20 protein-coding genes are annotated in these 25,899 nt (G+C 66.3%); all 20 read left to right on the forward strand.

Features of this window, described 5'->3' with window-relative positions; translation table 11 throughout:
• Positions 1-80 precede the first annotated feature (80 nt).
• A complete protein-coding gene (locus tag AC3WON_RS18950; protein ID WP_010811272.1) occupies positions 81-854 on the forward strand; it encodes a ParA family protein in 774 nt (257 codons plus the stop codon).
• 14 nt (positions 855-868) lie between these two features.
• Positions 869-1,771 carry a ParB/RepB/Spo0J family partition protein gene (locus tag AC3WON_RS18955; protein ID WP_492320121.1) on the forward strand — a complete coding sequence of 301 codons (903 nt, stop codon included), beginning with the start codon at positions 869-871 and terminating at the stop codon, positions 1,769-1,771.
• A 356-nt stretch (positions 1,772-2,127) separates the two neighbouring features.
• Positions 2,128-2,631, forward strand: coding sequence for an ATP synthase subunit I (locus AC3WON_RS18960; RefSeq protein ID WP_492320120.1), 504 nt, complete (start codon positions 2,128-2,130; stop codon positions 2,629-2,631).
• Positions 2,632-2,862: 231 nt separating this feature from the next.
• Positions 2,863-3,729, forward strand: coding sequence for a F0F1 ATP synthase subunit A (gene atpB, locus AC3WON_RS18965; RefSeq protein ID WP_492320119.1), 867 nt, complete (start codon positions 2,863-2,865; stop codon positions 3,727-3,729).
• Positions 3,730-3,790: 61 nt separating this feature from the next.
• Positions 3,791-4,057: a F0F1 ATP synthase subunit C gene (atpE, locus tag AC3WON_RS18970; RefSeq protein WP_010811268.1), complete on the forward strand. Its 267-nt coding sequence runs from the start codon at positions 3,791-3,793 to the stop codon at positions 4,055-4,057.
• A gap of 99 nt (positions 4,058-4,156) precedes the next feature.
• Complete coding sequence (locus AC3WON_RS18975; protein ID WP_010811267.1) at positions 4,157-4,627, forward strand: F0F1 ATP synthase subunit B; 471 nt, start codon at positions 4,157-4,159, stop codon at positions 4,625-4,627.
• Positions 4,628-4,629: 2 nt separating this feature from the next.
• On the forward strand, positions 4,630-5,172 hold the full coding sequence (locus tag AC3WON_RS18980) for a F0F1 ATP synthase subunit delta (RefSeq protein WP_010811266.1): 543 nt from the start codon (positions 4,630-4,632) through the stop codon (positions 5,170-5,172).
• 39 nt (positions 5,173-5,211) lie between these two features.
• Positions 5,212-6,753 (forward strand): F0F1 ATP synthase subunit alpha, encoded by a 1,542-nt coding sequence (gene atpA / locus AC3WON_RS18985; protein WP_010811265.1) that lies wholly within the window; start codon positions 5,212-5,214, stop codon positions 6,751-6,753.
• Between the two features lie 74 nt (positions 6,754-6,827).
• Positions 6,828-7,703 carry a F0F1 ATP synthase subunit gamma gene (atpG, locus tag AC3WON_RS18990; RefSeq protein ID WP_010811264.1) on the forward strand — a complete coding sequence of 292 codons (876 nt, stop codon included), beginning with the start codon at positions 6,828-6,830 and terminating at the stop codon, positions 7,701-7,703.
• A gap of 33 nt (positions 7,704-7,736) precedes the next feature.
• Positions 7,737-9,140 carry a F0F1 ATP synthase subunit beta gene (gene atpD / locus AC3WON_RS18995; protein ID WP_010811263.1) on the forward strand — a complete coding sequence of 468 codons (1,404 nt, stop codon included), beginning with the start codon at positions 7,737-7,739 and terminating at the stop codon, positions 9,138-9,140.
• Between the two features lie 95 nt (positions 9,141-9,235).
• The gene (locus AC3WON_RS19000; RefSeq protein ID WP_010811262.1) at positions 9,236-9,652 is read left to right on the forward strand and encodes a F0F1 ATP synthase subunit epsilon; all 417 of its coding nucleotides are present in this window, start codon (positions 9,236-9,238) and stop codon (positions 9,650-9,652) included.
• A 700-nt stretch (positions 9,653-10,352) separates the two neighbouring features.
• On the forward strand, positions 10,353-10,793 hold the full coding sequence (locus AC3WON_RS19005; RefSeq protein ID WP_492352485.1) for a CoA-binding protein: 441 nt from the start codon (positions 10,353-10,355) through the stop codon (positions 10,791-10,793).
• A 50-nt stretch (positions 10,794-10,843) separates the two neighbouring features.
• Positions 10,844-11,794 carry an alpha/beta hydrolase gene (locus tag AC3WON_RS19010; protein ID WP_492352486.1) on the forward strand — a complete coding sequence of 317 codons (951 nt, stop codon included), beginning with the start codon at positions 10,844-10,846 and terminating at the stop codon, positions 11,792-11,794.
• 52 nt (positions 11,795-11,846) lie between these two features.
• The gene (gene hemE / locus AC3WON_RS19015) at positions 11,847-12,938 is read left to right on the forward strand and encodes a uroporphyrinogen decarboxylase (RefSeq protein ID WP_492320115.1); all 1,092 of its coding nucleotides are present in this window, start codon (positions 11,847-11,849) and stop codon (positions 12,936-12,938) included.
• A gap of 524 nt (positions 12,939-13,462) precedes the next feature.
• Positions 13,463-15,784, forward strand: a complete 2,322-nt coding sequence (locus AC3WON_RS19020; RefSeq protein ID WP_492352487.1) for a primosomal protein N' — start codon at positions 13,463-13,465, stop codon at positions 15,782-15,784.
• Positions 15,785-15,978: 194 nt separating this feature from the next.
• Positions 15,979-19,944, forward strand: coding sequence for a trifunctional transcriptional regulator/proline dehydrogenase/L-glutamate gamma-semialdehyde dehydrogenase (gene putA / locus AC3WON_RS19025; RefSeq protein WP_492320113.1), 3,966 nt, complete (start codon positions 15,979-15,981; stop codon positions 19,942-19,944).
• 155 nt (positions 19,945-20,099) lie between these two features.
• Complete coding sequence (locus tag AC3WON_RS19030; RefSeq protein WP_010812179.1) at positions 20,100-21,251, forward strand: branched-chain amino acid ABC transporter substrate-binding protein; 1,152 nt, start codon at positions 20,100-20,102, stop codon at positions 21,249-21,251.
• Positions 21,252-21,405: 154 nt separating this feature from the next.
• The gene (locus AC3WON_RS19035; RefSeq protein WP_492352488.1) at positions 21,406-23,370 is read left to right on the forward strand and encodes a hypothetical protein; all 1,965 of its coding nucleotides are present in this window, start codon (positions 21,406-21,408) and stop codon (positions 23,368-23,370) included.
• A gap of 166 nt (positions 23,371-23,536) precedes the next feature.
• Positions 23,537-24,763: a cation:proton antiporter gene (locus tag AC3WON_RS19040; protein WP_492352489.1), complete on the forward strand. Its 1,227-nt coding sequence runs from the start codon at positions 23,537-23,539 to the stop codon at positions 24,761-24,763.
• Positions 24,763-25,878 carry a YbdK family carboxylate-amine ligase gene (locus tag AC3WON_RS19045; RefSeq protein ID WP_492320111.1) on the forward strand — a complete coding sequence of 372 codons (1,116 nt, stop codon included), beginning with the start codon at positions 24,763-24,765 and terminating at the stop codon, positions 25,876-25,878. The genes AC3WON_RS19040 and AC3WON_RS19045 overlap by 1 nt, the downstream gene beginning before the upstream one ends.
• The last annotated feature ends 21 nt before the right edge of the window (positions 25,879-25,899 follow it).

Here is a 25,899-nt window from a genome sequence, read left to right on the forward strand (position 1 = left end):
CGCCGCGGCGCTGCGTGCAGCGCCGCGAACTGCCAGCCCCGCGCTGGCCGGATGAATTGAAGCAGGAGCCTCAGTAGCTTATGGCCAAGGTATTCGTGATCGCAAACCAGAAGGGCGGGGTAGGCAAGACCACCACCACGGTGAACCTCGCCGCCGGCCTGGCCGCGCAGGACCAGCGCGTGCTGCTGGTCGACCTGGACCCGCAGGGCAATGCCTCGATGGGTTCGGGCATTGACAAGCAGGCGCTGGAGCACAGCGTGTACCAGGTGCTGGTCGGCCTGGCCAGCATCAAGCAGGCGCGCCAGCGTTCCGAGACCGGCAGGTACGATGTGCTGCCCGCCAACCGCGAACTGGCCGGCGCGGAAGTGGAACTGGTCGAGCTGGACCAGCGCGAGCGCCGCCTCAGGCAGGCCATCGCAGAGGTCAATGACGAATATGACTTCGTGCTGATCGACTGCCCGCCGTCGCTGTCGCTGCTGACGCTGAACGGCCTGTGCGCCGCGCATGGCGTGATCGTGCCGATGCAGTGCGAGTATTTCGCGCTGGAAGGGCTGTCGGACCTGGTCAACACCATCAAGCAGGTGCATGCCAACCTGAACCGCGACCTGCAGGTGATCGGCCTGCTGCGCGTCATGTTCGATCCGCGCGTCACGCTGCAGCAGCAGGTGTCGGCGCAGCTGGAATCGCACTTCGGTGAAAAGGTCTTCAAGACCCTGATCCCGCGCAATGTGCGGCTGGCCGAGGCACCGTCCTATGGCATGCCGGGCGTCGCGTTCGATCCGTCATCGAAGGGCGCCAAGGCGTACCTGGATTTCGGCGCCGAGATGATCGCGCGCGTCAGGCAGCTGGGCTGAAGGAGAGGGCAAGCATGAGCACTGCAAAGAAAAAGGGCCTGGGCCGCGGCCTTGAAGCGTTGCTGGGCGGGCCGGCCGAAATCGTTGAATCGGTGAAGCAGGAGGGTGCGCCCACCGTGCTGCGCCTGAACCAGTTGCAGCCGGGCAAGTACCAGCCGCGCACGCGCATGGATGAAGGCGCGCTGCAGGAACTGGCCGCCAGCATCCGCGCGCAGGGCCTGATGCAGCCGATCCTGGTGCGCCGCGTGGCCGAGCCGGACCGCTATGAAATCATCGCGGGCGAGCGGCGCTTCCGCGCATCCAAGCTCGCGGGCCTGGACAAGGTGCCGGTGCTGGTGAAGGACGTGGCCGATGAAGCCGCGGCCGCGATGGCGCTGATCGAGAACATCCAGCGCGAAGACCTGAATCCGCTGGAAGAAGCGCAGGGCATCATGCGGCTGATCCGCGAGTTCAGTTTCACGCATGAGCAGGCGGCCGAGTCGGTCGGCCGTTCGCGCAGCGCGGTGTCGAACCTGCTGCGCCTGCTGAACCTGGCCGCGCCGGTGCAGACCATGCTGATGGCGGGCGACCTCGACATGGGCCACGCGCGCGCGCTGCTGGCGGTGGACGGCGCCAACCAGATCACGCTGGCCAACCAGATCGTGAACAAGCGGCTGTCGGTGCGCGAGACCGAAAAGCTGGTGGCGTCCACGCTCAAGCCGTTCGACCTGAAGTCGCTCAAGCAGAAGGGCGCCAACAACGTGCGCGACGTGGCACGGCTGGAAGAAGAACTGTCCGATGCGCTGGGCCTCGATGTGCAGATCAAGCTGGGCGCGCGCGGCAAGGGCCAGCTCACCATCCACTTCAGCGACAACGACGCGCTTGAAGGCGTGCTCGTGCGGCTGCGCGAATCGACTGAAAAGCAGAAGGTCGCCTGAGGCAGGATGCCAAGGCGCGCGTAACTTCGCGTGCGCAATTCGGTGCGATTAACGGCCATTGCGGCGATGACTGTTGCGTGTACGCTGCAGTGTCCGCTCCCGGGACCGGTATACGTACGGCGTACCCGGTAATCCCTCATCATGCGCAGGGTTCGCTGCGCAATCCAATTACGTCAAACATTATTGCTGCGCAATTTTTGTGAAGCCATCATGGCTTCGTGATGGCAACCGTTGTGCGCAACGCGCTGCAAGCTAAATGTAAGCAGATTGACGCGAATCAGTAGTTCCCCTTAAAATCGTGCGGTTTGAATTCTGGTCGGGCCGAAAAGTTCCGGCCTGGAATAAGGCGAGCAGTAGTGGTTCAAGACCGTCAGCAGCGAGGCGCCGGGTCCCGTCAGGAAGATGACTGGGACGACTGGAAAGAAGGCGCAGACCGTGAGGAAGAGGCTGTCGATCCGCTGTCGCACGCCGAGGCGGTGACGCTGTTTGGTGAGCGCGCGTTGCGCCCTTCGCGCATGACCCCGGGCAAGGTTGTCCTGGCGCAGGTGATGGTCACCCTGCTGTCGGCGCTGTGCTGGGCGCTGTTCGCGAACGAGGCCGGCCCGTATGGCTGGTCGGCGCTGTTCGGCGGCATGGTGTGCTTCGTGCCGAGCGGGTTCTTCGCGTTCCGCCTGTGGCTGGCGCGCGACCGGGCTTCGGTCGGCGGACTGGTCCTGGGCGAGGCGATCAAGGTCTTTGGCACGGCAGCTCTGCTGGTGCTGGTGGTGGTGCTGTACCGGGATCTGCGTTGGGTGCCGATGCTGGTCACGTTCCTGCTGGCGCTAAAGACATATTTGGTGGTGGCTCTGGTGATCCGCTAGGCCAGCCGCTCGAAGACGGTGCTTCATCCGGAAGTGGGGCACCAAGACGGAATATCAAGATTTGCCGTGCCGGTTTCACAGTGGTGACACCGGACACGGCCAAGGTTGGACCCCGCTTGCATTGCGGTGACCGGCGAATCTGCCGAAGGCAATGCAAGTTGCGTACCGGGCGTTGGCCAGACAGTGGCGGCGCGCGGCCCGAAGATTTCGCAATATACCGTTCGTATCGACATGTCTGATGCTACCCAAGGCGCCGAACACGCGCTGACACCCTCCGGCTATATCGCCGAACACTTGCAGAACTTGAACTCGGTCGGCGGCAAGCAAGCGTCGGTGGTCGATTTCTCCGTGCTCAACTACGACACGGTGTTCTGGTCCGTGCTGTGCGGCGCCATCGCCGTGCTGTTCCTGTACGCTGCCGCGCGCCGCGTCACCGCCGGCGTGCCGGGCCGCTTCCAGGCCTTCGTCGAGATGATCGTCGAGATGGTCGACGACCAGGCCAAGGGCATCATCCACGGCGACCGTTCGTGGATCGCGCCGCTGGCGCTGATGGTGTTCTGCTGGATCACCATGATGAACGCGATCGACCTGATCCCGGTGGACTGGGTCAATGGCCTGAATCAAGTCCTCGGCATCTTCCACCTGCACATCCCCCACCACCGCGCAGTGGCCACGGCCGACCTGAACGGCACGCTGGGCATGTCGTGCTCGGTGCTGGTGCTGATGATCTACTACAGCTTCAAGATCAAGGGCACGGGCGGCTTCATGCACGAACTGTTCTCGGCCCCGTTCGGCGCCAAGTGGTACCTGGCCCCGTTCAACCTGGTCCTGAACCTGATCGAATTCCTGGCCAAGGCCGTTTCGCTCGGCATGCGATTGTTCGGCAACATGTACGCCGGCGAACTCGTGTTCCTGCTGATCGCGCTGCTGGGTTCGATCTGGACGTTCGGCGCCGACCTGTCCGCGCTGGGCTTTGTCGGCCACGTGCTGGCCGGCGCGGTATGGGCGATCTTCCACATCCTGATCGTCCTGCTCCAGGCCTTCATCTTCATGATGCTGACGCTGGTGTACATCGGCCAGGCTCACGATCACCACTGATTTTCGGTTTTTGGTTTTTTGGTTTTTTGGTTCTAAGTCTCTCTAAATTAAAGGAGTCGTCATGCAAGAATTTCTCGCCAACATCCAGGGTCTGACCGCCATCGGTATCGGCATCATCATCGGCCTGGGCGCTATCGGCGCCTGCCTGGGTATCGCCCTGATGGGTGGCAAGTACATCGAAGCCTGCGCACGTCAGCCCGAGCTGATGAACCCGCTGCAAACCAAGATGTTCCTGCTGGCTGGCCTGATCGACGCGGCATTCCTGATCGGCGTGGGCGTTGCAATGCTGTTCGCCTTCGCCAACCCGCTGCTGGCTGTCATCAAGTAATTCTTTTCGGTCTGCATGATGCTGACGGGCGGCGCGGGCCACCAGCCTGGCCGCCTTTTGTGCATTTATCTGTAGTTTGATTACCGAAAGGAACACACCATGAATCTGAACGCAACGTTTTTTGCGCAGATGGTCGTGTTCTTCATCCTGTGGTGGGTTGTTGCCAAATTCATTTGGCCGCCGCTGGTGAAGGCGCTCGACGAACGCGCAAAGAAGATCGCCGATGGCCTCGCCGCTGCCGAGAAGGGCAAGGCCGAGCTCGAACTCGCCAACAAGCGTGTGGACCAGGCTATGGCCGAAGCCCGCACCGAGGGTGCACAACGCGTCGCTGACGCCGAGAAGCGCGCCCAGCTGACGGCAGACGAGATCAAGCAAAACGCCCAGGCAGAAGCCGCACGCATCATTGCCCAGGCCAAGGCCGAAGCAGAACAGCAGGTTACCCGCGCACGCGAAGCACTGCGTGACCAGGTTGCCGTGCTGGCCGTCAAGGGTGCCGAGCAGATCCTCAAGCGTGAAGTGAACGCGCAGGTCCACACCGACCTGCTCAATCAACTCAAGGCTGAGCTCTAATCATGGCTGAAACCGCAACCATTGCCCGTCCCTACGCTGAGGCGCTGTTCCGCGTCGCCAGTGAATCGAGCGCAGGCAACCTGGGTGCATGGTCCGAGCTGGTGTCGGAGATGGGGCAGGTTGCTGCCAATCCCGACATGAAGGCGGTAGCCGGCGATCCGAACGTTCCCGGCGACAAGCTGGCCGAACTGTTCCTGTCGGTGCTGAAGTCCCCGCTGAATGACGAGGCTCGCCGCTTCGTCAAGCTGCTGGTGGATAACGGCCGCCTGACGGTGATGCCGGAAATCGCCGAGCAGTTCCATGTGCTCAAGAACGCCCGCGAAGGGTCGTCGGATGTCGAGATCACCAGCGCATTCCCGCTGGAAGGTTCGCAGTTGAACGACCTGGTCGCTGCACTCGAACGCAAGTTCGGCCGCAAGCTGTACGCGCAGGTGGCGGTGGACCCGTCCCTGATCGGCGGCGTGAGCGTCAAGGTCGGCGACGAAGTGCTCGACACCTCCGTGCGTTCGCGCCTGGCTGCCATGCAAGCCACGCTGACCGCCTGACCGCACCGGCCGACGGATTGAAGAATTAGGAGCATTGTGATGCAACTGAACCCCTCAGAAATCAGCGAGCTGATCAAGTCCCGCATCTCGGGCCTTGGCGCTGAAGCTGAAGTGCGCAATACCGGCACGGTGATCTCCGTGACCGATGGCATCTGCCGCGTGCATGGCCTGTCCGGCGTGATGCAGGGCGAGATGCTGGAATTTCCCGGCAACACCTTCGGCCTCGCGCTGAACCTCGAGCGCGACTCGGTCGGCGCCGTGGTGCTGGGTGAGTACGAACATATTTCCGAAGGCGACACGGTGAAGTGCACCGGCCGCATTCTGGAAGTGCCGGTGGGCAAGGAACTGCTGGGCCGCGTGGTCAACACGCTGGGCCAGCCGATCGACGGCAAGGGCCCGATCAACGCCAAGGAAACGGACGTGATCGAGAAGGTCGCCCCGGGCGTGATCGCGCGTCAGTCGGTGAGCCAGCCGGTGCAGACCGGCCTGAAGTCGATCGACGCGATGGTGCCGATCGGCCGTGGCCAGCGTGAGCTGATCATTGGCGACCGCCAGACCGGCAAGACCGCTGTCGCTGTCGACGCCATCATCAACCAGAAGGGCAAGGGCGTCTTCTGCGTGTACGTGGCAGTCGGCCAGAAGGCTTCGACGATCGCCAACGTGGTGCGCAAGCTGGAAGAGCACGGCGCGATGGAATACACCGTCGTCGTGGCCGCCGCCGCTTCGGACTCGGCCGCCATGCAGTACCTGGCACCGTACGCCGGCTGCACCATGGGCGAGTACTTCCGCGACCGCGGCGAAGACGCGCTGATCGTCTATGACGACCTGACCAAGCAAGCCTGGGCCTACCGCCAGGTGTCGCTGCTGCTGCGCCGCCCGCCGGGCCGCGAAGCCTACCCGGGCGACGTGTTCTACCTGCACTCGCGCCTGCTGGAGCGTGCTGCCCGCGTGAACGCCGACTACGTCGAGAAGTTCACCAACGGCGCCGTCAAGGGCAAGACCGGTTCGCTGACCGCGCTGCCGGTGATCGAAACGCAGGCCGGCGACGTGTCCGCGTTCGTGCCGACCAACGTGATCTCGATCACGGACGGCCAGATCTTCCTGGAAACCGACCTGTTCAACGCTGGTATCCGCCCCGCTATCAATGCCGGTATCTCGGTGTCGCGTGTCGGTGGTGCAGCCCAGACCAAGGTGGTGAAGAACCTGTCCGGCGGTATCCGTACCGACCTGGCCCAGTATCGTGAGCTGGCTGCGTTCGCGCAGTTCGCCTCGGACCTGGACGATGCCACCCGCAAGCAGCTCGAGCGCGGCCGCCGCGTGACCGAACTGCTCAAGCAGCCGCAATACCAGCCGCTGCAAGTGTGGCAGCTGGCCGCGTCGCTGTTCGCCGCCAACAACGGCTTCCTCGACAACGTGGAAGTGAAGGACATTCTGCCGTTCGAGAAGGGCCTGCACGACCATCTGAAGACCAAGTACGCAGATCTCATCAACCGCATCGAAGAGACCAAGCAGCTCTCGAAGGAAGATGAAGCCGCCCTGCGTGCCGCTGTCGAGGATTTCAAGAAGTCCGCCGCGTTCTAACCGCGTGATTCCACGACACCGCCGCCGCGCCTGGCTCACGCCGGCGCGGCGCTGGTTCGGATGGAGAGGAAGATATGGCCGGAACGAAAGAGATTCGAACCAAGATCAAGAGCGTGCAGAACACGCGCAAGATCACCAAGGCGATGGAGATGGTCGCCGCGTCCAAGATGCGCAAGGCGCAGGAGCGGATGCGCAGTGCCCGTCCCTACGCCGAGAAGGTGCGCAACATTGCCGCGCACCTGGCTACGGCCAACCCCGAGTTCAAGCACCCGTTCATGCAGGAACGCGAAGTCAAGCGCGTCGGCATGATCGTGGTCACGACCGACAAGGGGCTGTGCGGCGGCCTGAACACGAACGTGTTGCGTGCCGTCACCAATGAACTGAAGACCCTGCAGGGCCGCGGCGTGGACGTGCAAGCCACCGCCATCGGCACCAAGGGCATGCAGTTCCTGGGCCGCGTCGGTGCCAAGGTGATCTCGCACGTGGTGCACCTCGGTGACACCCCGCATCTGGAAAAGCTGATCGGCGCGATCAAGGTCCAGCTCGATGCCTTCACCAATGGTGAGGTCGACGCGGTGTACCTGGCGTACACCAAGTTCATCAATACGATGAAGCAGGAACCGATGGTCGAGCAGCTGCTGCCGCTCGCCGCCGACAAGCTGGTTCAGACCGAAGAAGAGAAGCGCGCCTACTCGTGGGATTACATCTACGAGCCCGACGCCCAGACCGTAGTGGAAGAGCTGCTCGTCCGCTACGTCGAGGCGCTGGTGTACCAGGCCGTGGCCGAGAACATGGCGTCCGAGCAATCGGCGCGCATGGTGGCCATGAAGGCTGCGTCCGACAACGCCAAGAACGTGATCGGCGAACTGCAACTGGTCTACAACAAGACCCGTCAGGCCGCGATTACCAAGGAACTGTCGGAAATCGTCAGCGGCGCAGCTGCGGTCTAAGGCGTCACGAATTCAAGCTATCGGAGATACGAAATGAGTATCGGAAATATTGTGCAGTGTATTGGCGCCGTGGTGGACATCGAGTTCCCCCGTGACGCAATGCCGAAGGTGTACGACGCGCTCGTGCTGGAAGACTCCGGCGACGCCTCGTTCGCCGAAAAGGGCCTGACCTTCGAAGTCCAGCAACAGCTCGGTGACGGCGTGGTGCGTACCATCGCCCTGGGCTCGTCGGACGGTCTGCGCCGCGGCATGGAAGTGAAGAGCACCGGCGCCCCGATTTCGGTGCCGGTCGGTCACGGCACGCTGGGCCGCATCATGGACGTGCTGGGTCGCCCGATCGACGAAGCCGGCCCGATCGCTTCGGACGAGCTGCGCGCGATTCACCAGAAGGCCCCGAAGTTCGACGAACTGTCGCCGTCGGTTGACCTGCTGGAAACCGGCATCAAGGTGATTGACCTGGTCTGCCCGTTCGCAAAGGGCGGCAAGGTGGGCCTGTTCGGTGGCGCCGGCGTGGGCAAGACCGTCAACATGATGGAGCTCATCAACAACATCGCCAAGCAGCACAGCGGTCTGTCGGTGTTCGCCGGCGTGGGCGAGCGTACCCGTGAAGGGAACGACTTCTACCACGAAATGAAGGACTCGAACGTGCTCGACAAGGTGGCCATGGTGTTCGGCCAGATGAACGAGCCGCCGGGCAACCGTCTGCGCGTGGCGCTGACCGGCCTGACCATGGCCGAGCGCTTCCGTGACGAAGGCCGTGACATCCTGTTCTTCGTGGACAACATCTACCGCTACACGCTGGCCGGTACCGAAGTGTCCGCACTGCTGGGCCGTATGCCTTCGGCCGTGGGCTACCAGCCGACGCTGGCTGAAGAAATGGGCAAGCTGCAGGAACGTATCACGTCGACCAAGACCGGCTCGATCACGTCGATCCAGGCCGTGTACGTGCCTGCGGATGACTTGACCGACCCGTCGCCGGCAACCACCTTCCTGCACCTGGACTCGACCGTGGTGCTGTCGCGTGACATCGCTGCGCTGGGTATCTACCCGGCAGTGGATCCGCTGGATTCGACCTCGCGCCAGCTCGACCCGCAGGTCGTCGGCACGGAACACTACGAAGTGGCCCGCCGTGTTCAGCAGACCCTGCAGCGCTACAAGGAACTGCGCGACATCATCGCGATTCTGGGCATGGACGAACTGTCGCCGGAAGACAAGCTGGCCGTGAACCGCGCCCGTAAGATCCAGCGTTTCCTGTCGCAGCCGTTCCACGTGGCGGAAGTGTTCACGGGTTCGCCGGGCAAGTACGTGCCGCTGAAGGAAACCATCCGCGGCTTCAAGATGCTGGTGGACGGCGAGTGCGATCACCTGCCCGAGCAGGCGTTCTACATGGTCGGCTCGATCGACGAAGCCTTCGAAAAGGCCAAGAAGCTCCAGTAAGCCTTGCTCGTCACTCCCGCCTGGCGGTGGGAGTGATGGCCGGCCGCCTTGCGCGTCCGGCCGTCTGAGCGAAGCGATTGGAGAAAGGATCTGATATGGCAACCATTCTTGTAGACGTCGTCAGCGCGGAAGCGTCGATCTTCTCCGGCCAGGCGAAGTTCGTTGCGCTGCCGGGCGAGTCGGGTGAGCTGGGCATTCTGCCGGGCCACACGCCGCTGATCACGCGCATCCAGCCGGGTGCGGTGCGGATCGAGAAGGAAGACGGCAGCGAAGAGTTCGTGTTCGTTGCCGGCGGCATTCTCGAAGTCCAGCCCAAGCACGTCACGGTGCTGGCCGACACCGCTATCCGCGGTGGCGACCTGGACGAAGCCAAGGCGCAGGAAGCCAAGCGTGCTGCCGAAGAGCTGATGCAGAACCAGAGCAGCGATCTGGATCTGGCACGCGCTCAGAGCGAGCTCGCCGTGGCGGCTGCCCAACTGGCTGCCATCGCCCGCCTGCGTCGTAAGAAGTAAGCAATTAGTGGCTTGTCGCGCTGTTGTTTTTCTGGCGCGACAATGAAAAAAGGCAGCCATGCGGCTGCCTTTTTCTTTGGCGTGGCGATATGCTTTTATCCCGCCTGGACAAAAAAAAGCGCGCGGGCCGGGGAGGCTCCGCGCGGACGGGAAAATCCCTTCGAGGGGTCAATTCGAAGGAACGGGTTCGGTCCAGGTCGACAATCAAGGCGCAACGGATATCCAATATCCGACCAGAGGCCGCAAAGGCCACGCGCTGCAAAGGTCTGCCTGGTGCTCCGGTCCAGCGGCGATCTGCTGGATCGGAAAATCGGGTTACTGCCAGAAACGCTTTAAAAAGGCTTTCTTCACCACACCCCTTTAAGTCTGCACAGCCTTATTTACCGGGGCGCCACACGCCGGACACCGGGTGTGTCAATGTATTGTGGGGGAAACTCCCCGGCATGGCAGTAACAAAATGTATCGTTTTGCAAGAAGTTGAAAGCTTGACGCATCAGGATCTGGCGTGTTCGGCATATTTTCACGCGTTCACGTCACGTTAGCCGATAAAACATGCCGTTGTCTTATCTTTAACGCCACGATTTCCGTGTTCGTTCCCCCACCAATCTCTGCGTGACAATTCCGGTTACGATTCAGGACGCCTGTGGCCTTCGCGTTGCGTTTTTGCATGTCCGCGGGCCCTTGTCCACCCGGAGATGCAATGCGTCCTGAAATGCAGCAAGCCATACAAGCCATGCTGGCGAGGAAGACCGTGGCCGTGGTCGGCCTGTCCGACCGCCCGGAGCGTCCAAGCCATGAGGTTGCAGAATTCCTGCAGGACCACGGCTTCCGGATCGTGCCGGTCAATCCGCGCCACGCCGGCGAGCGCATTCTGGGCGAGACCTGCCACGCCACGCTGCGCGAAGCCGCCGACGCGGCCACGGCGGCAGGCAGCCCCATCGCGTGGGTCGACATCTTCCGCCGTGCCGAGGAAACGCCGGGCGTGGTCGATGAGGCCATCGCCATTGGCGCGCAGGGGGTCTGGCTGCAGTTGGGCATCGTCAACGACCAGGCCGTGCGCCGTGCTTCTGATGCCGGCCTGCTGGCGGTGCAGGATTGCTGCAGCAAGGTCGAGCTGACGCGCCAGCTCGGGCTGGACTGATTCCCGTCAGGCGCCGCTTCTACTTTTCGCTTTCCCTTCAGCCGCCAATCATGGCCATCGATCCGCAACTGCTTGCCTATTACCGCCGCCTGGCGGGGCGCTACGCCAATGCGCCCGCGCCGGCCGACATTCCCGCGCAGCGGGCCCGTTTTGCCGAGATCGCGGCGGCGTCGCTGTTGCCGGATCCGCCAGGCATCACAGTGCAGGACCTGGAGCTTGCACTCCCCGGCCGCTCGCTGGACGCCAGGCTGTTCCGCCCGGCCGGCGAGACCGCGCCGCGGCTGGTGGTCTACTTCCACGGTGGCGGCTGGGTGATTGGCTCGCCGCAGACGCACCATACGGTTGCAGCGTTGCTCGCGGCCGACACGGGCTGCGCGGTGGCCAGCGTCGACTACCGCCTCGCTCCCGAGCACGCGTTCCCGGCTCCCTGCGACGATGCTGCCGAGGCGGTGCAGTGGTTCGCCGGCCAACGCCAGGCACTCGGGCTGGCGACCGATTTCCTGGCCGTGGCGGGCGACAGCGCCGGCGGCCACCTGGCGGCGCAGGCAGCGCAGCAGCTCAACGGCGGCGGCGCGGTGCAGGTCGATGCGCAGCTGCTGGTCTATCCGGTGACGGCACCAGTGCTCAGCACCGAAAGCTACCGCGCCTTTGCCGACGGTCCCGGCCTGACGCGTGATGAGATGGCCTGGTTCTGGACCCAGTTCATCGGCGCCGAGGCCCTGGCGCAGGGCGCCGCCCACCCCGACCCCCGCGTGCACCTGATGGCCGCGCCGCCGGTGCGCCCGCCCGCTACCGTGCTGATGGTGGCCGCGCACGACGTGCTGCGCGACGACGGCCTGGCCTATGCCGACTTCCTGGTGCGCCACGACGCCCCGGTGGTCACCATCGAGGCCAGTGGCATGACCCACGGCTTCGCACGGTTGCAGCCCGATGCCGAACGCGCGCGCGAATGGATGCGGCGTGCCGCAGCGGCCTTCGCCGGGATGATCGACGACGTCTGAGCGGCATCCAGCCGCAGCCATCCCTTAGAATGGCGGTCTTACGAGGATGACCATGACCGCACTGCAGAACGATACCTTCCTGCGCGCGCTGCGCCGCCAGCCGACCGACTACACGCCGCTGTGGCTGATGCGCCAGGCGGGCCGCTACCTGCCCGAGTACAACGCCACGCGCGCCCGCGCCGGCAGCTTCCTCGGGCTGGCCAAGAACCCGGCCTACGCCACGGAAGTGACACTGCAGCCGCTGGACCGCTATCCGCTGGACGCGGCGATTCTCTTTTCCGACATCCTGACCGTGCCCGACGCGATGGGCCTGGGCCTGTCGTTCGCGCAGGGCGAGGGCCCGCGCTTTGCCCATCCGCTGCGCACCGAAGCCGACGTGCAGAAACTGGCCGTGCCGGACATGGCGTCGCTGCAGTATGTCTTTGACGCGGTAAGCGAGATCCGCCGCGCACTGGTCCAGGACGGCCGCCAGCGCGTGCCGCTGATCGGCTTCTCCGGCAGCCCCTGGACGCTGGCCTGCTACATGGTCGAAGGCGGCGGCTCGGACGACTTCCGCACGGTCAAGGCGATGATGTACGGCCGCCCGGACCTGATGCACCGCATTCTCGAGATCAACGCCCAGGCGGTGACGGCATACCTGAATGCCCAGATCGAAGCCGGCGCGCAGGCCGTGATGATTTTCGACACCTGGGGCGGGGCGCTTGCCGACGGCATGTACCAGGCATTCTCGCTGGCCTATATGCGCCGGGTGCTGGCCGGCCTGAAGCGCGAGCACGATGGGCAGCAGGTGCCCGCGATCGTCTTTACCAAGGGCGGCGGCCTGTGGCTCGAGGCGCTGGCTGACACCGGCGCCGACGCGATCGGGCTGGACTGGACCGTCAACCTGGCCGAAGCGCGCCGTCGCACCGGCGGGCGCGTGGCGCTGCAGGGCAATATCGACCCGACCGTGCTGTTCGCCCCTGAGGCCGCGATCCGCGAGCAGGTGCGCGGCGTGCTGGACAGCTATGCCGCCGCCGGGGGCAGTGATGGCCACGTGTTCAACCTGGGCCACGGCATCTCGCAGTTCACGCCGCCGGAGAACGTCTCGGTGCTGGTGGAGGAAGTGCATCGCCACAGCCGCAAGCTGCGCGCCGAGCAGAAGTGACGATGACAGTATGCGGCCGGTCTGGCTGCTGCTGCGGTGCCCTGCGCTGCAGCGCACCGGCGCGCCGCCGTACCCAGTGCTGCGGGAGCCGCGCCGCCGGACCCTGTCAAGTTAACTTTTTCGCCAGCATTCGCCAAAAAGGTGCTCGGACTTGACTGGCGGTACTTGACTTATGCACACCGATAGGTTTGCCGCAGTGCGGGACAGGGTTATTCCCTAACCTATCCGGGGGATGTTTGCAAGCCCTTGATTTTTAAGGATTTGGAAGAATTGCAAAGGAAGGCCCGATGCCGGTGGATCCCTTGTTTCGCGGGGCTTCCCGGCCAGCCAGTGCGACTTTTCAACAAAGTTATCCACAGGGGCGGTGGAATTAGTGGAAAACCAGTCATCTATCATCGACTTAGGGCCACATTTGAAGTTTTACTTTAAGTTGATGTTGCGCCGCACACTAGATTTCCACTCTTATTGCGCCAGGCGCCCGTTGCACAAAGGTTGCGCAAAGGCGGTGCACCAGGAAGGGCCGCATGGCGCCAGCTAGCGGCGCGCTTCCGCTGGTCGGGGGCAGCACGGCGATGGGCGCCGTGATGCCGTCAGCCGCCGCGCAGCCAGTCATAAGGGTCGCGCTGGACACCCCCGCCGACGACTGCTTCGACTATCTCGCCAGGCCAGAGGTCGCCCCGGGTGACCTGGTGGTGGTGCCGTTCGGCCGCCGCAGCATGGTCGGCGTGGCGGTGGCGTACGCCGACAGCTCCGATGTGCCCGCCGACCGGCTGCGCCCGGTGGCGCAGCGCCTGGACTGGCTGCCGCCGCTGCAGCCCGACTGGATCGGGTTGGCCGCCTTTGCCGCGCGCTACTACCAGCGCCGCCTGGGCGAAGTGATGCTGCCGGCCTTGCCGCCGGCCTTGCGCGAGCCCGAGGGCTGGCCAGGCCTGGCCCAGCGTGCCCGCACCGACGAATACCGCCTGCTGCCCGGGCATGCAGAGGCCTTGCTGGCTGCCGTGCCGCCACGCGCACGCAGCGTGCGCGCGCTGGTGCAGGCGCTGGCCGAGCGCGCCGCCGCGGCCGAGCCGCTGACGCTGGCCGACGCCCGCGTGCTGTGCGCGGCGGCACCTGCCCGGCTGGCCGAATGGCAGGCCGCCGGCTGGGTCGAGGCCAGCCGCACCGCGCGCCCCCTGCTGCCGACCGACCCCGCACAGCCGCCATCGGCCGCGCCGCCGCTCCACGACGAGCAGCGCGCCGCGGTGCAGGCGATTGCCGAGGCCGAGGGCTTCGCGCCGTTCCTGCTGCACGGGGTGACCGGCAGCGGCAAGACCGAGGTCTACCTGCATGCGATGCAGGCGCTGCTCGAACGCGATCCCCAGGCCCAGGTGCTGATGCTTGTGCCTGAAATCAACCTGACCCCGCAACTGCAGGCCCGCATCGCCGCACGCTTCCCGCACCTGCCGCTGGCGGTGCTGCACAGCGGCCTGGCTGACCAGGAGCGCAGCCTGCAGTGGCTGGCCGCGCACCGCGGCGAGGCCCGCATCGTGCTGGGCACGCGCATGGCGGTGATGGCCTCGCTGCCGGCGCTGGCGCTGATCGTGGTCGACGAGGAACACGACACTTCCTACAAGCAGCAGGAAGGGCTGCGCTACTCCGCGCGCGACCTGGCGGTGTGGCGCGCCAAGCAGCGCGGCATTGCCGTGGTGCTGGGTTCGGCCACGCCGTCGATGGAGACCTGGTGGCGGGCCGGGCAGGGCACTTACCGCAAGCTGGTGCTGCGCGAGCGCGCCCAGGCCGAAGCGACCCTGCCGACGGTGCGCCTGGTCGACCTGAACCACGAGCGCCAGCGCCAGCGCGCGCTGTTCGAAGGCTTGTCGGTGCCGCTGCTGGAAGCCATCGACGCGCGCCTGGCGCGCGGCGAGCAGAGCCTGCTGTTCCTGAACCGCCGCGGCTACGCGCCGGTGGTTGCCTGTGACAGCTGCGGCTGGCTGTCGGGCTGCGCGCGCTGCTCGGCCTACCTGGTGCTGCACCGCCCCGAGCGGCGCCTGCGCTGCCACCACTGTGGCCTGGAGGCGCCGGTGCCGCACCACTGCCCGGACTGCGGCAACGTCGACATCGCGCCGCTGGGGCGCGGCACGCAGCGTATCGAAGAGGCATTGGCGACCCGCTTCCCGCAGGCCCGCATCGCCCGCATCGACGCAGATTCCACGCGCCGCAAGGGCAGCGCGCAGGCCATGTTCGACGAGGTCCATGCCGGTGAAGTCGACATCCTGGTGGGCACGCAGATGGTGGCCAAGGGGCACGACTTCCAGCGCGTGACCCTGGTCGGCATCGTCCATCCGGACGCGGCCATGTTCAGCCACGACTTCCGCGCCGCCGAGCACCTGTTCGCCTCGCTGATGCAGGTCGCCGGCCGGGCAGGGCGGGCCGGCCTGCCCGGCGAGGTGCTGATCCAGACGCGCTACCCGGACACCCCGGCATTGCAGGCGCTGACGCGCCACGACTATGATGGATTCGCGGCCAGCCAGTTGCGCGAGCGGCGCCAGGCCGGGTTGCCCCCGTTCTGCTACCAGGTGCTGGTAACTGCCGACCACGGCCAACTGGAGCGCGCGCTGCGGTTCCTGGAAGTGGCGCGCCGGCATGCTAAAACCTGCGAGCTGGCGGCCGAGGTGCAACTGCACGATCCGGTGCCGATGTCGATGGTGCGCATCTTCAACCGGGAGCGTGCGCAGATGCTGGTTGAGGCCACCTCGCGGCCGGTGCTGCAACGCTTTGTGGCTGAGTGGGTGCAGACTTTCGCAGATGTGGGGACGGAGGCAAAAGGGGTGCGCTGGCAGCTTGAGATCGATCCGTTGCGGATCTGAGCCAGCTGGCGTGGCAGTGAAAGGTGCAACCCTGATATTAGGGTTTTCGATAGGGTTGCACTTGGTTGCACCTTGGTGATTTTCGGGAGTAAGATCGCGCCAGCTCACAGGCTGCGGCCGGTCGCGCGCCCGTGCCTGCCGGCATGGACGAGGTAGCACCGGCGGCGGCTCCAGTCTTTCGGAGAAATGCCCGCATGGCCACCACCACTCTCGGCGTCAAGCTCGACGACGCCTCGCGCGACCGCCTCAAGCGCGTTGCCCAATCCATCGACCGCACGCCGCACTGGCTGATCAAGCAGGCTATCTTCACCTACCTCGAGCAGATCGAGCGCGGCCACCTGCCGCACGAGACCGGCGCCGCCGGTAGCGCCGACGCGGATGGCGCCGACGGAGCCGAGCTGGTCCATGGCGATGCGCCGCAGCCATTCCTGGAGTTCGCCCAAAGCATCCAGCCGCAATCGGTGCTGCGTGCTGCCATTACCTCTGCCTATCGCCGCCCGGAAGCCGATTGCGTACCGGTGCTGCTGGAGCAGGCGCGCCTGCCGCAGCAGCAAGGCGAGGCCGCCATCAAGATGGCCAAGACCCTGGCCACGCGGCTGCGCGAGCAGAAGGTCGGCAGCGGCCGCGAGGGCCTGGTGCAGGGCCTGATCCAGGAATTCTCGCTGTCGTCGCAGGAGGGCGTGGCGCTGATGTGCCTGGCCGAGGCCCTGCTGCGCATCCCCGACAAGGCCACCCGCGACGCGCTGATCCGCGACAAGATCAGCGGCGCCAACTGGCAGTCGCACCTGGGCCAGAGCCCGTCGCTGTTCGTCAACGCCGCCACCTGGGGCCTGCTGCTGACCGGCAAGCTGGTCGCCACCCATACTGAATCGGGCCTGACCAAGGCGCTCACGCGCATCATCGGCAAGGGCGGTGAGCCGCTGATCCGCAAAGGCGTGGACATGGCGATGCGCCTGATGGGCGAGCAGTTCGTCACCGGCGAGACCATTTCCGAGGCGCTGGCCAACGCGCGCAAGTACGAGGCCGAAGGCTTCCGCTACTCCTACGACATGCTGGGCGAGGCCGCCATGACCGAGGCCGACGCGCAGCGCTACCTGGCCTCGTACGAGCAGGCCATCCATGCCATCGGCCAGGCCTCGCGCGGGCGCGGCATCTATGAGGGCCCGGGCATCTCGATCAAGCTGTCGGCGCTGCACCCGCGCTACAGCCGCGCGCAGCATGAGCGCGTGGTGGGCGAGCTGTACGAGCGCCTGAAGTCGCTGACGCTGCTGGCACGCCAGTACGACATCGGCATCAATATCGACGCCGAGGAAGCCGACCGCCTGGAGATCTCGCTGGACCTGCTGGAGCGTCTGTGCTTCGAGCCCGAGCTGGCCGGCTGGAACGGCATCGGCTTCGTGGTGCAGGGCTACCAGAAGCGCTGCCCGTTCGTGATCGACTACCTGATCGACCTGGCCCGCCGCAGCCGCCACCGCCTGATGATCCGCCTGGTCAAGGGCGCCTACTGGGACAGCGAGATCAAGCGCGCCCAGGTCGACGGGCTGGAGGGCTACCCGGTCTACACGCGCAAGGTCTACACCGACGTGTCGTACATCGCCTGCGCGCGCAAGCTGCTGTCGGTGCCGGACGCGATCTACCCGCAGTTCGCCACGCACAATGCGCATACGCTGTCGGCCATCTACCAGATCGCCGGCCACAGCTACTATCCCGGCCAGTATGAGTTCCAGTGCCTGCACGGCATGGGCGAGCCGCTGTACGACCAGGTGGTTGGCGCCACCGCGGACGGCAAGTTCAACCGCCCGTGCCGCATCTACGCGCCGGTCGGCACGCATGAAACGCTGCTGGCCTACCTGGTGCGCCGCCTGCTGGAGAACGGCGCCAATACCTCGTTCGTGAACCGCATCGCCGACGACACCATCTCGCTGGACGAGCTGGTGGCCGACCCGGTCGCCGTGGTCGAGGCCATGCACCGCGAAGAAGGCGTGCTGGGCCTGCCGCACCCGCGCATCCCGTCGCCGCGCACGCTGTACGGCAAGAGCCGCCCCAATTCGGCCGGCATCGATCTCGCGAACGAGCATCGCCTGGCGTCGCTGTCGTCGGCGCTGCTGGCAGGCACCAGCGAGCGCTTCGTGGCCGAGCCGCTGCTCGGCGCCGAGGTACCGCGCGCAGCCGACGCCATCACCACGCCGGTGCTGAACCCGGCCGACCACCGCGATGTGGTGGGCCATGTCACCGAGGCCGGCCAGGCCGAGGTCGACGCCGCGCTGCAGGCCGCCATCAACGCTGCGCCGATCTGGCAGGCGACGCCGCCGGACGTGCGCGCGGCCGCGCTGGAGCGCGCCGCCGACCTGATGGAAGCCCAGATGCAGTCGCTGATGGGCATCATCATGCGCGAGGCCGGCAAGACTTTCTCCAACGCCATCGCCGAAGTGCGCGAAGCCGTGGACTTCCTGCGCTACTACGCCGCCGAGGTGCGCCGCAGCTTCGACAACGAGACCCACCGCCCGCTGGGCCCGGTGGTCTGCATCAGCCCGTGGAACTTCCCGCTGGCGATCTTCACCGGCCAGGTGGCCGCGGCGCTGGCCGCCGGCAACCCGGTGCTGGCCAAGCCCGCCGAGCAGACCCCGCTGATCGCCGCCGCCGCCGTGCGCCTGCTGCGCGAAGCCGGCGTTCCGGCCGGCGCGGTGCAGCTGCTGCCGGGCCGCGGCGAGACCGTGGGCGCCGCGCTGGTCGGCGATGCCCGCGTCAAGGGGGTGATGTTCACCGGCTCGACCGAAGTCGCGCGCATCCTGCAGCGCAACGTCGCCGGCCGCCTCGACGCCGCCGGCCGCCCGATCCCGCTGATCGCGGAGACCGGCGGACAGAACGCGATGATCGTCGACTCGTCGGCGCTGGCTGAACAGGTGGTGGGCGATGTCCTCAGCTCCGCTTTCGATTCGGCCGGCCAGCGCTGCTCGGCGCTGCGCGTGCTGTGCCTGCAGGAAGACGTCGCCGACCGCGTGCTGGAAATGCTCAAGGGCGCCATGCAGGAACTGAACATGGCCAACCCGGACCGGCTCTCGACCGACGTCGGCCCGGTGATCGACGACGAAGCGCGCGGCAATATCGTGCGCCATGTCGATGCCATGCGCGCCAAGGGCCGCCGTGTCCACCAGGCCGACCCCAACGCCGCGCAGGGCGCCAGCTGCCGCAACGGCACCTTCGTGCCGCCGACGCTGATCGAACTGGACAGCATCGAGGAACTCAAGCGCGAGGTGTTCGGCCCGGTGCTGCACGTGGTGCGCTTCCCGCGCGCGGCGCTGGACACCATGGTCAGCCAGATCAACGCCACCGGCTATGGCCTGACGCTGGGCATCCATACCCGCATCGACGAGACCATCTCGCACATTGTCAGCCGTGCCCATGTGGGCAACCTGTATGTCAACCGCAATATCGTCGGCGCCGTGGTGGGCGTGCAGCCCTTTGGCGGCGAAGGCCTGTCGGGCACCGGCCCGAAGGCGGGCGGCCCGCTGTACCTGCACCGCCTGCTGTCGGTCTGCCCGCAGGATGCGGTGGTACGCAGCGTGCGCGCATCGGAAGCAGGCGGCGGCGCCGAGGCGGCCACGCTGCGCGACGAGGCCGCAGCGGCCTTCCAGGCCTGGGCCAGTGCCGAGCTGCCGGCGGCAGCCGCCGCCTGCGAGCGCCTGGCCGAGGCCTCGCCCTCGGGCCTGACCGTGACGCTGCCCGGCCCCACCGGCGAGCGCAACACTTACACCCTGCTGCCGCGCGAGCACGTGTTGTGCCTGGCCACGCAGGAGGCCGACCTGGCGCTGCAGCTGGGCGCCGTGCTGACCGTCGGCGCAGACGCCGTATGGCCGGAAAACCCTGTCAGCCGGGGGCTGTTTGCGCGCCTGCCTAAGGGCGTACAATCGCGCGTCCGCATGGTGGCCGACTGGACCGCGGCGGACATCGCTATCGATGCGGTGCTGCACCACGGAGATTCCGACCAGCTGCGCACGGTGTGCGAGCAGGTGGCGGTGCGCCCCGGTCCGATCATCGGCGTGCAGGGCCTGGCGCAAGGTGAACCGAATATCGCGCTCGACCGTCTGTTGATCGAGCGCTCGCTTTCGGTCAACACTGCAGCCGCGGGCGGCAATGCCAGTTTGATGACGATCGGCTGAGGCAACCCTCGGACCTCGTCATGTCGAAGCACGCAGCGGTGGCGGCGATCCCGCCCCGTTGCGTATTGAAGCAAGGTGCGGCACTGCCAGGCTGCACCGCTATAACTGCCGGCAACGGCACCACATCGGCACCATTTGGGACCCAAGGAGATCTGATGAGCTCGACATTCCACAAGACGGCAATGACCGTTGCCCTGACCCTGGCTGGCCTGACCGCCGCCTCCGCCGCGTTCGCGCAGGCCCAGGAAATCAAGCTGGGCTTTGCCGGCCCGATGACCGGCGGCCAGGCGCAGTACGGCAAGGACATGCAGAACGGCATCGTCCTCGCGATCGAGGACATGAACGCCACCAAGCCCAAGATCGGCGGCAAGGAAGTCAAGTTCGTGCTGGTCTCCGAAGACGACCAGGCCGATCCGAAGACTGGCTCGGTGGTGGCGCAGAAGCTGGTGGATAACGGCATCCAGGGCATGCTTGGCCACTTCAACTCGGGCACCACCATCCCGGCGTCGATGGTCTACAACCGCGCCGGCATTCCGCAGATCGCCATGGCGACCGCGCCGGAATACACCAAGCAAGGCTTCAAGACCACCTTCCGCATGATGACCTCCGACACCCAGCAGGGTTCGGTGATCGGCGCCTTCGTGGTGAAGAAGCTGGGCGCGAAGAACATCGCCATCGTCGATGACCGCACCGCCTACGGCCAGGGCCTGGCCGACGAGTTCGAGAAGGCCGCCAAGGCTGCCGGCGGCAAGATCGTGCGCCGCGAGTTCACCAACGACAAGGCGGTGGACTTCAAGGCCGTGCTGACCAACATCAAGCGCAGCAACCCGGACATCATCTTCTACGGCGGCGCCGAGACCCAGTCCGCGCCGATGGCCAAGCAGGTCAAGGAACTTGGCATGAAGGCCCCGCTGGTGTCGGGCGAAATGTCCAAGACCGACAACTTCCTGAAGCTCGCCGGCCCGGCCGCCGAAGGCACCGTGGTGTCGCTGGCCGGCCTGCCGCTGGACCAGATGCCTGGCGGCTCCACGTATGAGAAGAAGTACGAGAAGCGCTTTGGCTCGAAGGTGCAGACCTACTCGCCGTACGCCTACGATGGCGCCACCGCGATGATGTCGGCCATGGTCAAGGCCGGCTCGACCGACCCGGCGCGCTACCTGCCGGTGCTGGCTGCTACCAATATGCAGGGCGTGACCACCAAGACGCTGGCGTATGACGCGCGCGGCGACCTGAAGGATGGTGGTATCACTGTCTATAAGGTGGTTGGCGGCAAGTGGACGGTGCTGGAGACGGTTGGCGGGAAGTAAGCTGCTGGCTGGTTTTGGCTATGGGAGAACGCTGCCTTTGGGTGGCGTTTTTTCTTTTGGGCGCTTGGCGGCAAGCCTCCCAAACAATTCCGTATCTCCCCCATTGGCGCATAATCCCGCACTCGCACATTTTTTCAATCCATAGGAGCAGTACGTGTCCGAGCAGGAAGCCAGCTACGACCACGCCATCGGGCTAGCCAACCAGGGGCGCTTCACCGAAGCCCTGCAGATTGCCGACCAGCTGTCGCAGGCCCGCCCCGAGGTGGTTGATTTCGTCACGCTGCGGGCGCGGCTGCACTTTGACAACGGTGACGCCAACGCCGCGCTGGCGGTGCTGGACGAGGCGCTGGCGCGGCTTGACACGCTGCCGCTGCAGCCGCCGCACCGCCGGGCCTCGCGCGGGGTGATCGCGCACCGCTACGGCGCCATGCTCATGAGCCTGGGCCGCGATGCCGAGGCGCGCCCGTGGCTGCATGAGGCCGCGCAGCGCAGCGGCCTGCTGACGGGCGAATGGGCCGCGCATTTCCACGCCGGCCTGGCCGCCCTGCGCATGGGCGACATGGCCGCCGCGGCACGCTACTGGCATGACCTGATGGTCCGCAATCCCGACCTGGGCGCAGATGACATCGCACCGCTGGTGACGGACTACATCGCCCGGGCCGAGGCCGCTGGCGTGCCGGTGGAGCCCCTGATGCGCGTCTGCCTGGGCCGCGTGGCCCTGGACAACCCGCATCTGCTGGAGCTCGATCCCGCAGCCGGTGACGCCGTGGCCGCCGACCAGGCCGCCCGTGTGCTGGCCGAGCACCCTGACCACCCCGAGGCGCGCCGCCTGCGTGCACCGCTGCGCCACGGCGTGGGCGACGTCCAGGGGGCACTGGACGACCTGGCGGTCTACCTGCGCCAGGTGCCCGACCCGCAGAGCCAGGTACGCGAACTGGCCTGGCGCCACCAGCTGGCGCAGCGCGCCGACAGCACCCAGCCGGCCGATCGCGAGCCGTGGCTGCGCTTCACGCTGACCGACCAGTCCGACGACGGTGCCGGCTACTACCGCGCCGCCATGGCGCTGGGCGAGTTCATCGACGAGGTGCCGGCCGCCGAGGCCGCGCTGCGGCCGGTGCTGGTGCAGGCCGGCCGTGCCGGCGTGGCGCGCTTCGACCAGTATTTCGCCACCGGCCAGGGCGATGCCGCGGCGCACGGCGGCAATGCCGACCCGCATGTCTATTCGCTGCTGTGCCGGCTGCTGTCGCGCAGCCTGCCGGCCGACGCCGCGCACGTGGACGCGCGCATCGCGCTGCACCAGCAGGGCATGGCCGCCAGCGAGTTCATCGATCACTGGATCGACCTGCTCGACTGCCACGCCGACGCCGGCCAGCACCAGAAAGTGGCCGAGCTGGCCGGCGAGGTGCTCAACCGCTACCCGCTGGAGCGCAACCCGGCCGACGTGACCTGGGCCTTCAGCCGCATGATCGCGGCCTGGAAGGCCATGGGCGGCGCCGAGCCGACCGAGGCCGCCCGTGCAGCGATGATGCATATGGATGCCCGGCTGGACGCGCTGCCGGTGGAAGCCCGCAGCGAGGCCGCGCACCCGATGGCGCATGCGCGCGCGCACTTTGCCGCGCTGCTGCAGGCGCAGGTGGCCGGCATGGACGAGCACGACCGCACCGATGCCCTGGCCGAGATCGAGGCCCAGCAGCGCCGCGCGCTGCTGGTCGAGGACGCCTGGCTGTACAGCCGCTTCGGCCAGGTCTGGCGCGACGCGGGCGAGCCCGAGCGCGCGCTGCCGCTGTTCGAACAGGCCGTGGCGCTGACCGAGGGCGATCCGCTGGACCAGGCCGGCCCGCGCGTGCAGCGCGGGCTGGTCCACCACGCAGCGCGGCGCCACGATGCCGCGCTGGCTGACTTTGTCGCCGCCTTCGCCGTGCGTGACGACTGGGATGCAGAGGTGTACCTGCGCGCGGTGCAGTCGGCGCTTGGCCTGGACCAGCGTGAAACCGCGCTGGGGTATTTCGAAAAGGCCCGTGCCCGCGGGGCCGCGCAGGGCTCGACGCGCACTTTGTGCGCGCAGGTGGAGGCCGCGCTCAAGGCAACCCGGCCGATGTGGAAAGTCTGGGGCGTCTGAAACGTCGCTCCGGTCCGGCGAACGGTCTGAACATGTAAGGGATGTAAAAAACGCCATCTGGAGATGGCGTTTTTTACGAGCAGATGACAGAAGTTGTGCGCGTGTTTTGTGCGGTGTCGGACAATCACTGACATGGATTGTGAAGTGCTTACATTACCATGTCGCCATGAATGGACTGAGCCAACTTTTTCCAAGCCTCCCGCTCGCGCCCGGCGGCCTGTTCTGGGTCGGGCTGGCGCTGGTCGGCGCCGGCCTGGCCGGTGAACTGAGCCGGCGCTGGCTGCGCTGCCCGCGCATCGTCGGGTATGCCGCGGCGGGGCTTTGCGCCGGCATGCTGGGGCGCGGCATCGTCGACGAGAACATGATCAACCAGACCCGTATCCTGATCGATATGGCGCTGGCGCTGGCCTTGTTCGAACTCGGGCATCGCCTCTCGCTGACCTGGCTGCGTGCCAACCGCTGGCTGCTGCTGACCAGTGCCTTTGAAAGCCTGCTGACCTGGGGCCTGGTGGCGGCGGTGCTGCAATGGATCGGCGCCTCGCCCGGCGTGGCGATCCTGGCCGGCGGCATCGCGGTCAGCACCTCGCCCACCATCGTGCTGCAGCTCAAGAATGAGTTGCGCGCCGACGGCCAGGTCACCGAGCGCCTGATGGCGATGGCCGCGCTCAACAGCATCTACGCCGCCGCCATCGTGCAGGTCGCCACCGGCTGGCTGCATTCGGAATACGGCAACCTGGGCGCGGCGCTGCTGCATCCGCTGTACCTGCTGGTGGGCTCGTGCCTGCTGGCGTGGGTGGTGGGCAAGCTCGGCCATGCCATCTATGACCGCATGTCGGCCGACGACCACTACAGCTTCCTGGTGCTGGTGGGCCTGGTGCTGTTCACGCTGGCGCTGACGCGGGTACTAAAATTGTCGATGCCGCTGACGCTGATGCTGGCCGGTGTCGTGTTCAAGCACCAGGACAACCAGCCGCATGTGTGGCCGCCGCATTTCGGCAGCGCCGGCAGCCTGCTGATCATCGTGATGGTGGTGTCGCTGGGCCTGCCGCTGACGGCACAGGACTGGGCCGTGGGCGGCGTCTACGCCATCGCGCTGGTGGCGCTGCGCCATGTGGCCAAGCTGGCCGGCGTGGTGTCGCTGGGCTCGTTCTCGGGCCTGAGCCTGCGCCAGTGCATGGCGCTGGGGCTGGCGCTGGCGCCGATGTCGGGCCTGGCCTACCTGCTGATGCATGACGTGGCGCGGCTCTACCCCGGTACCGGCCAGCCGCTGGCGGCCATCATCCTGTGTGCGCTGGCCATCGAACAACTTTTCGGTCCGGTGATCGCGGCCTGGGCGCTGCGCTACGCAGGCGAAGTCCGCGTCGACATCCGGGCCAATGGAGGAGGGCGCTGATGTCGCTCGAAACGTTCAAGCACTCAGAGGCGCTGACCTTCGGCGTGGAGCTGGAGCTGCAGCTGGTCAACCGGCATGACTATGACCTGGCCCCGTTCGCGCCCGACCTGCTGCGCGCGCTCAAGGGCGCCGAGCATGCCGGCGACATCAAGCCGGAGATCAGCCCGTCGATGATCGAGATCAGCACCGGGATCTGCCACAGCTACCAGCAGGCGCTGGAAGAGCTGACCGTGATGCGCGACCTGATGGTGGCGGCCTCGCGCTCGCTGAACCTGGGCATTGCCGGCGGCGGCACCCACCCGTTCCAGCAGTGGGCCGACCGCACCATCTCGGATTCGCCGCGCTACCAGTACATCTCAGAGCTGTACGGCTACCTGGCCAAGCAGTTCACCGTGTTCGGCCAGCACGTGCATATCGGCTGCCCCAGCGCCGACGAATCGCTGTTCCTGCTGCATGCCATCGGCCGCTATGTGCCGCACTTTGTGGCGCTGGCGGCATCCTCGCCCTATGTGCAGGGCGTGGATACCGGCTTTGCCTCGGCGCGGCTGAATTCGGTCGCGGCCTTCCCGATGAGCGGGCGGGCGCCGTTCCTGCTGACGTGGGACGCCTTCACCGCGTATTTCGAGAAGATGCGCAATACCGGCGTGATCGAGAGCATGAAGGACTTCTACTGGGATATCCGGCCCAAGCCGGAGTTCGGCACCATCGAGGTCCGCGTGATGGACACGCCGCTGACGGTGCAGCGCGCCTGCGATATCGCCGCCTATATCCAGATGCTGGCGCGCTACCTGCTGCTGTCGCGCCCCTTCATGCCGCAGGAAGACGATTACCTGGTGTACACCTTCAACCGCTTCCAGGCCTGCCGTTTCGGGCTGGAGGGGGAGTACGTGCATCCCAACGAACTGACGCGCATGCCGATCGCCGACCACATCCTGTCGATCTGCGACGCGCTGGTGCCGCACGCCGAGGCACTCGGCTCGCTGGAGGCGCTGGCCAATATCCGCGCGCTGGCCGAGCGCCGCGACGGCGACGCCGAGTGGCTGCGCCAGGTCGATGCCGATGCGCGCAGCCAGCGTGAAACGGTGCGCAAGGCGTGTGACCGGTGGGCTGCCTGAGCCTGCGCCAGGCTGCCCCTT

The organism is Cupriavidus sp. FW305-46 (assembly GCF_058787075.1).

Coding starts and splice junctions, on each gene's coding strand:
- AC3WON_RS19005 (WP_492352485.1), top strand. CDS start 10,353: ATGCGTCCTGAAATGCAGCAAGCCATACAAGCCATGCTGGCGAGGAAG.
- putA (WP_492320113.1), top strand. CDS start 15,979: ATGGCCACCACCACTCTCGGCGTCAAGCTCGACGACGCCTCGCGCGAC.
- atpE (WP_010811268.1), top strand. CDS start 3,791: ATGCAAGAATTTCTCGCCAACATCCAGGGTCTGACCGCCATCGGTATC.
- AC3WON_RS18980 (WP_010811266.1), top strand. CDS start 4,630: ATGGCTGAAACCGCAACCATTGCCCGTCCCTACGCTGAGGCGCTGTTC.
- AC3WON_RS18950 (WP_010811272.1), top strand. CDS start 81: ATGGCCAAGGTATTCGTGATCGCAAACCAGAAGGGCGGGGTAGGCAAG.
- atpA (WP_010811265.1), top strand. CDS start 5,212: ATGCAACTGAACCCCTCAGAAATCAGCGAGCTGATCAAGTCCCGCATC.
- AC3WON_RS18955 (WP_492320121.1), top strand. CDS start 869: ATGAGCACTGCAAAGAAAAAGGGCCTGGGCCGCGGCCTTGAAGCGTTG.
- AC3WON_RS18975 (WP_010811267.1), top strand. CDS start 4,157: ATGAATCTGAACGCAACGTTTTTTGCGCAGATGGTCGTGTTCTTCATC.
- atpD (WP_010811263.1), top strand. CDS start 7,737: ATGAGTATCGGAAATATTGTGCAGTGTATTGGCGCCGTGGTGGACATC.
- AC3WON_RS19000 (WP_010811262.1), top strand. CDS start 9,236: ATGGCAACCATTCTTGTAGACGTCGTCAGCGCGGAAGCGTCGATCTTC.
- hemE (WP_492320115.1), top strand. CDS start 11,847: ATGACCGCACTGCAGAACGATACCTTCCTGCGCGCGCTGCGCCGCCAG.
- AC3WON_RS19030 (WP_010812179.1), top strand. CDS start 20,100: ATGAGCTCGACATTCCACAAGACGGCAATGACCGTTGCCCTGACCCTG.
- AC3WON_RS19045 (WP_492320111.1), top strand. CDS start 24,763: ATGTCGCTCGAAACGTTCAAGCACTCAGAGGCGCTGACCTTCGGCGTG.
- AC3WON_RS19040 (WP_492352489.1), top strand. CDS start 23,537: ATGAATGGACTGAGCCAACTTTTTCCAAGCCTCCCGCTCGCGCCCGGC.
- AC3WON_RS19020 (WP_492352487.1), top strand. CDS start 13,463: ATGGCGCCAGCTAGCGGCGCGCTTCCGCTGGTCGGGGGCAGCACGGCG.
- atpB (WP_492320119.1), top strand. CDS start 2,863: ATGTCTGATGCTACCCAAGGCGCCGAACACGCGCTGACACCCTCCGGC.
- AC3WON_RS19010 (WP_492352486.1), top strand. CDS start 10,844: ATGGCCATCGATCCGCAACTGCTTGCCTATTACCGCCGCCTGGCGGGG.
- atpG (WP_010811264.1), top strand. CDS start 6,828: ATGGCCGGAACGAAAGAGATTCGAACCAAGATCAAGAGCGTGCAGAAC.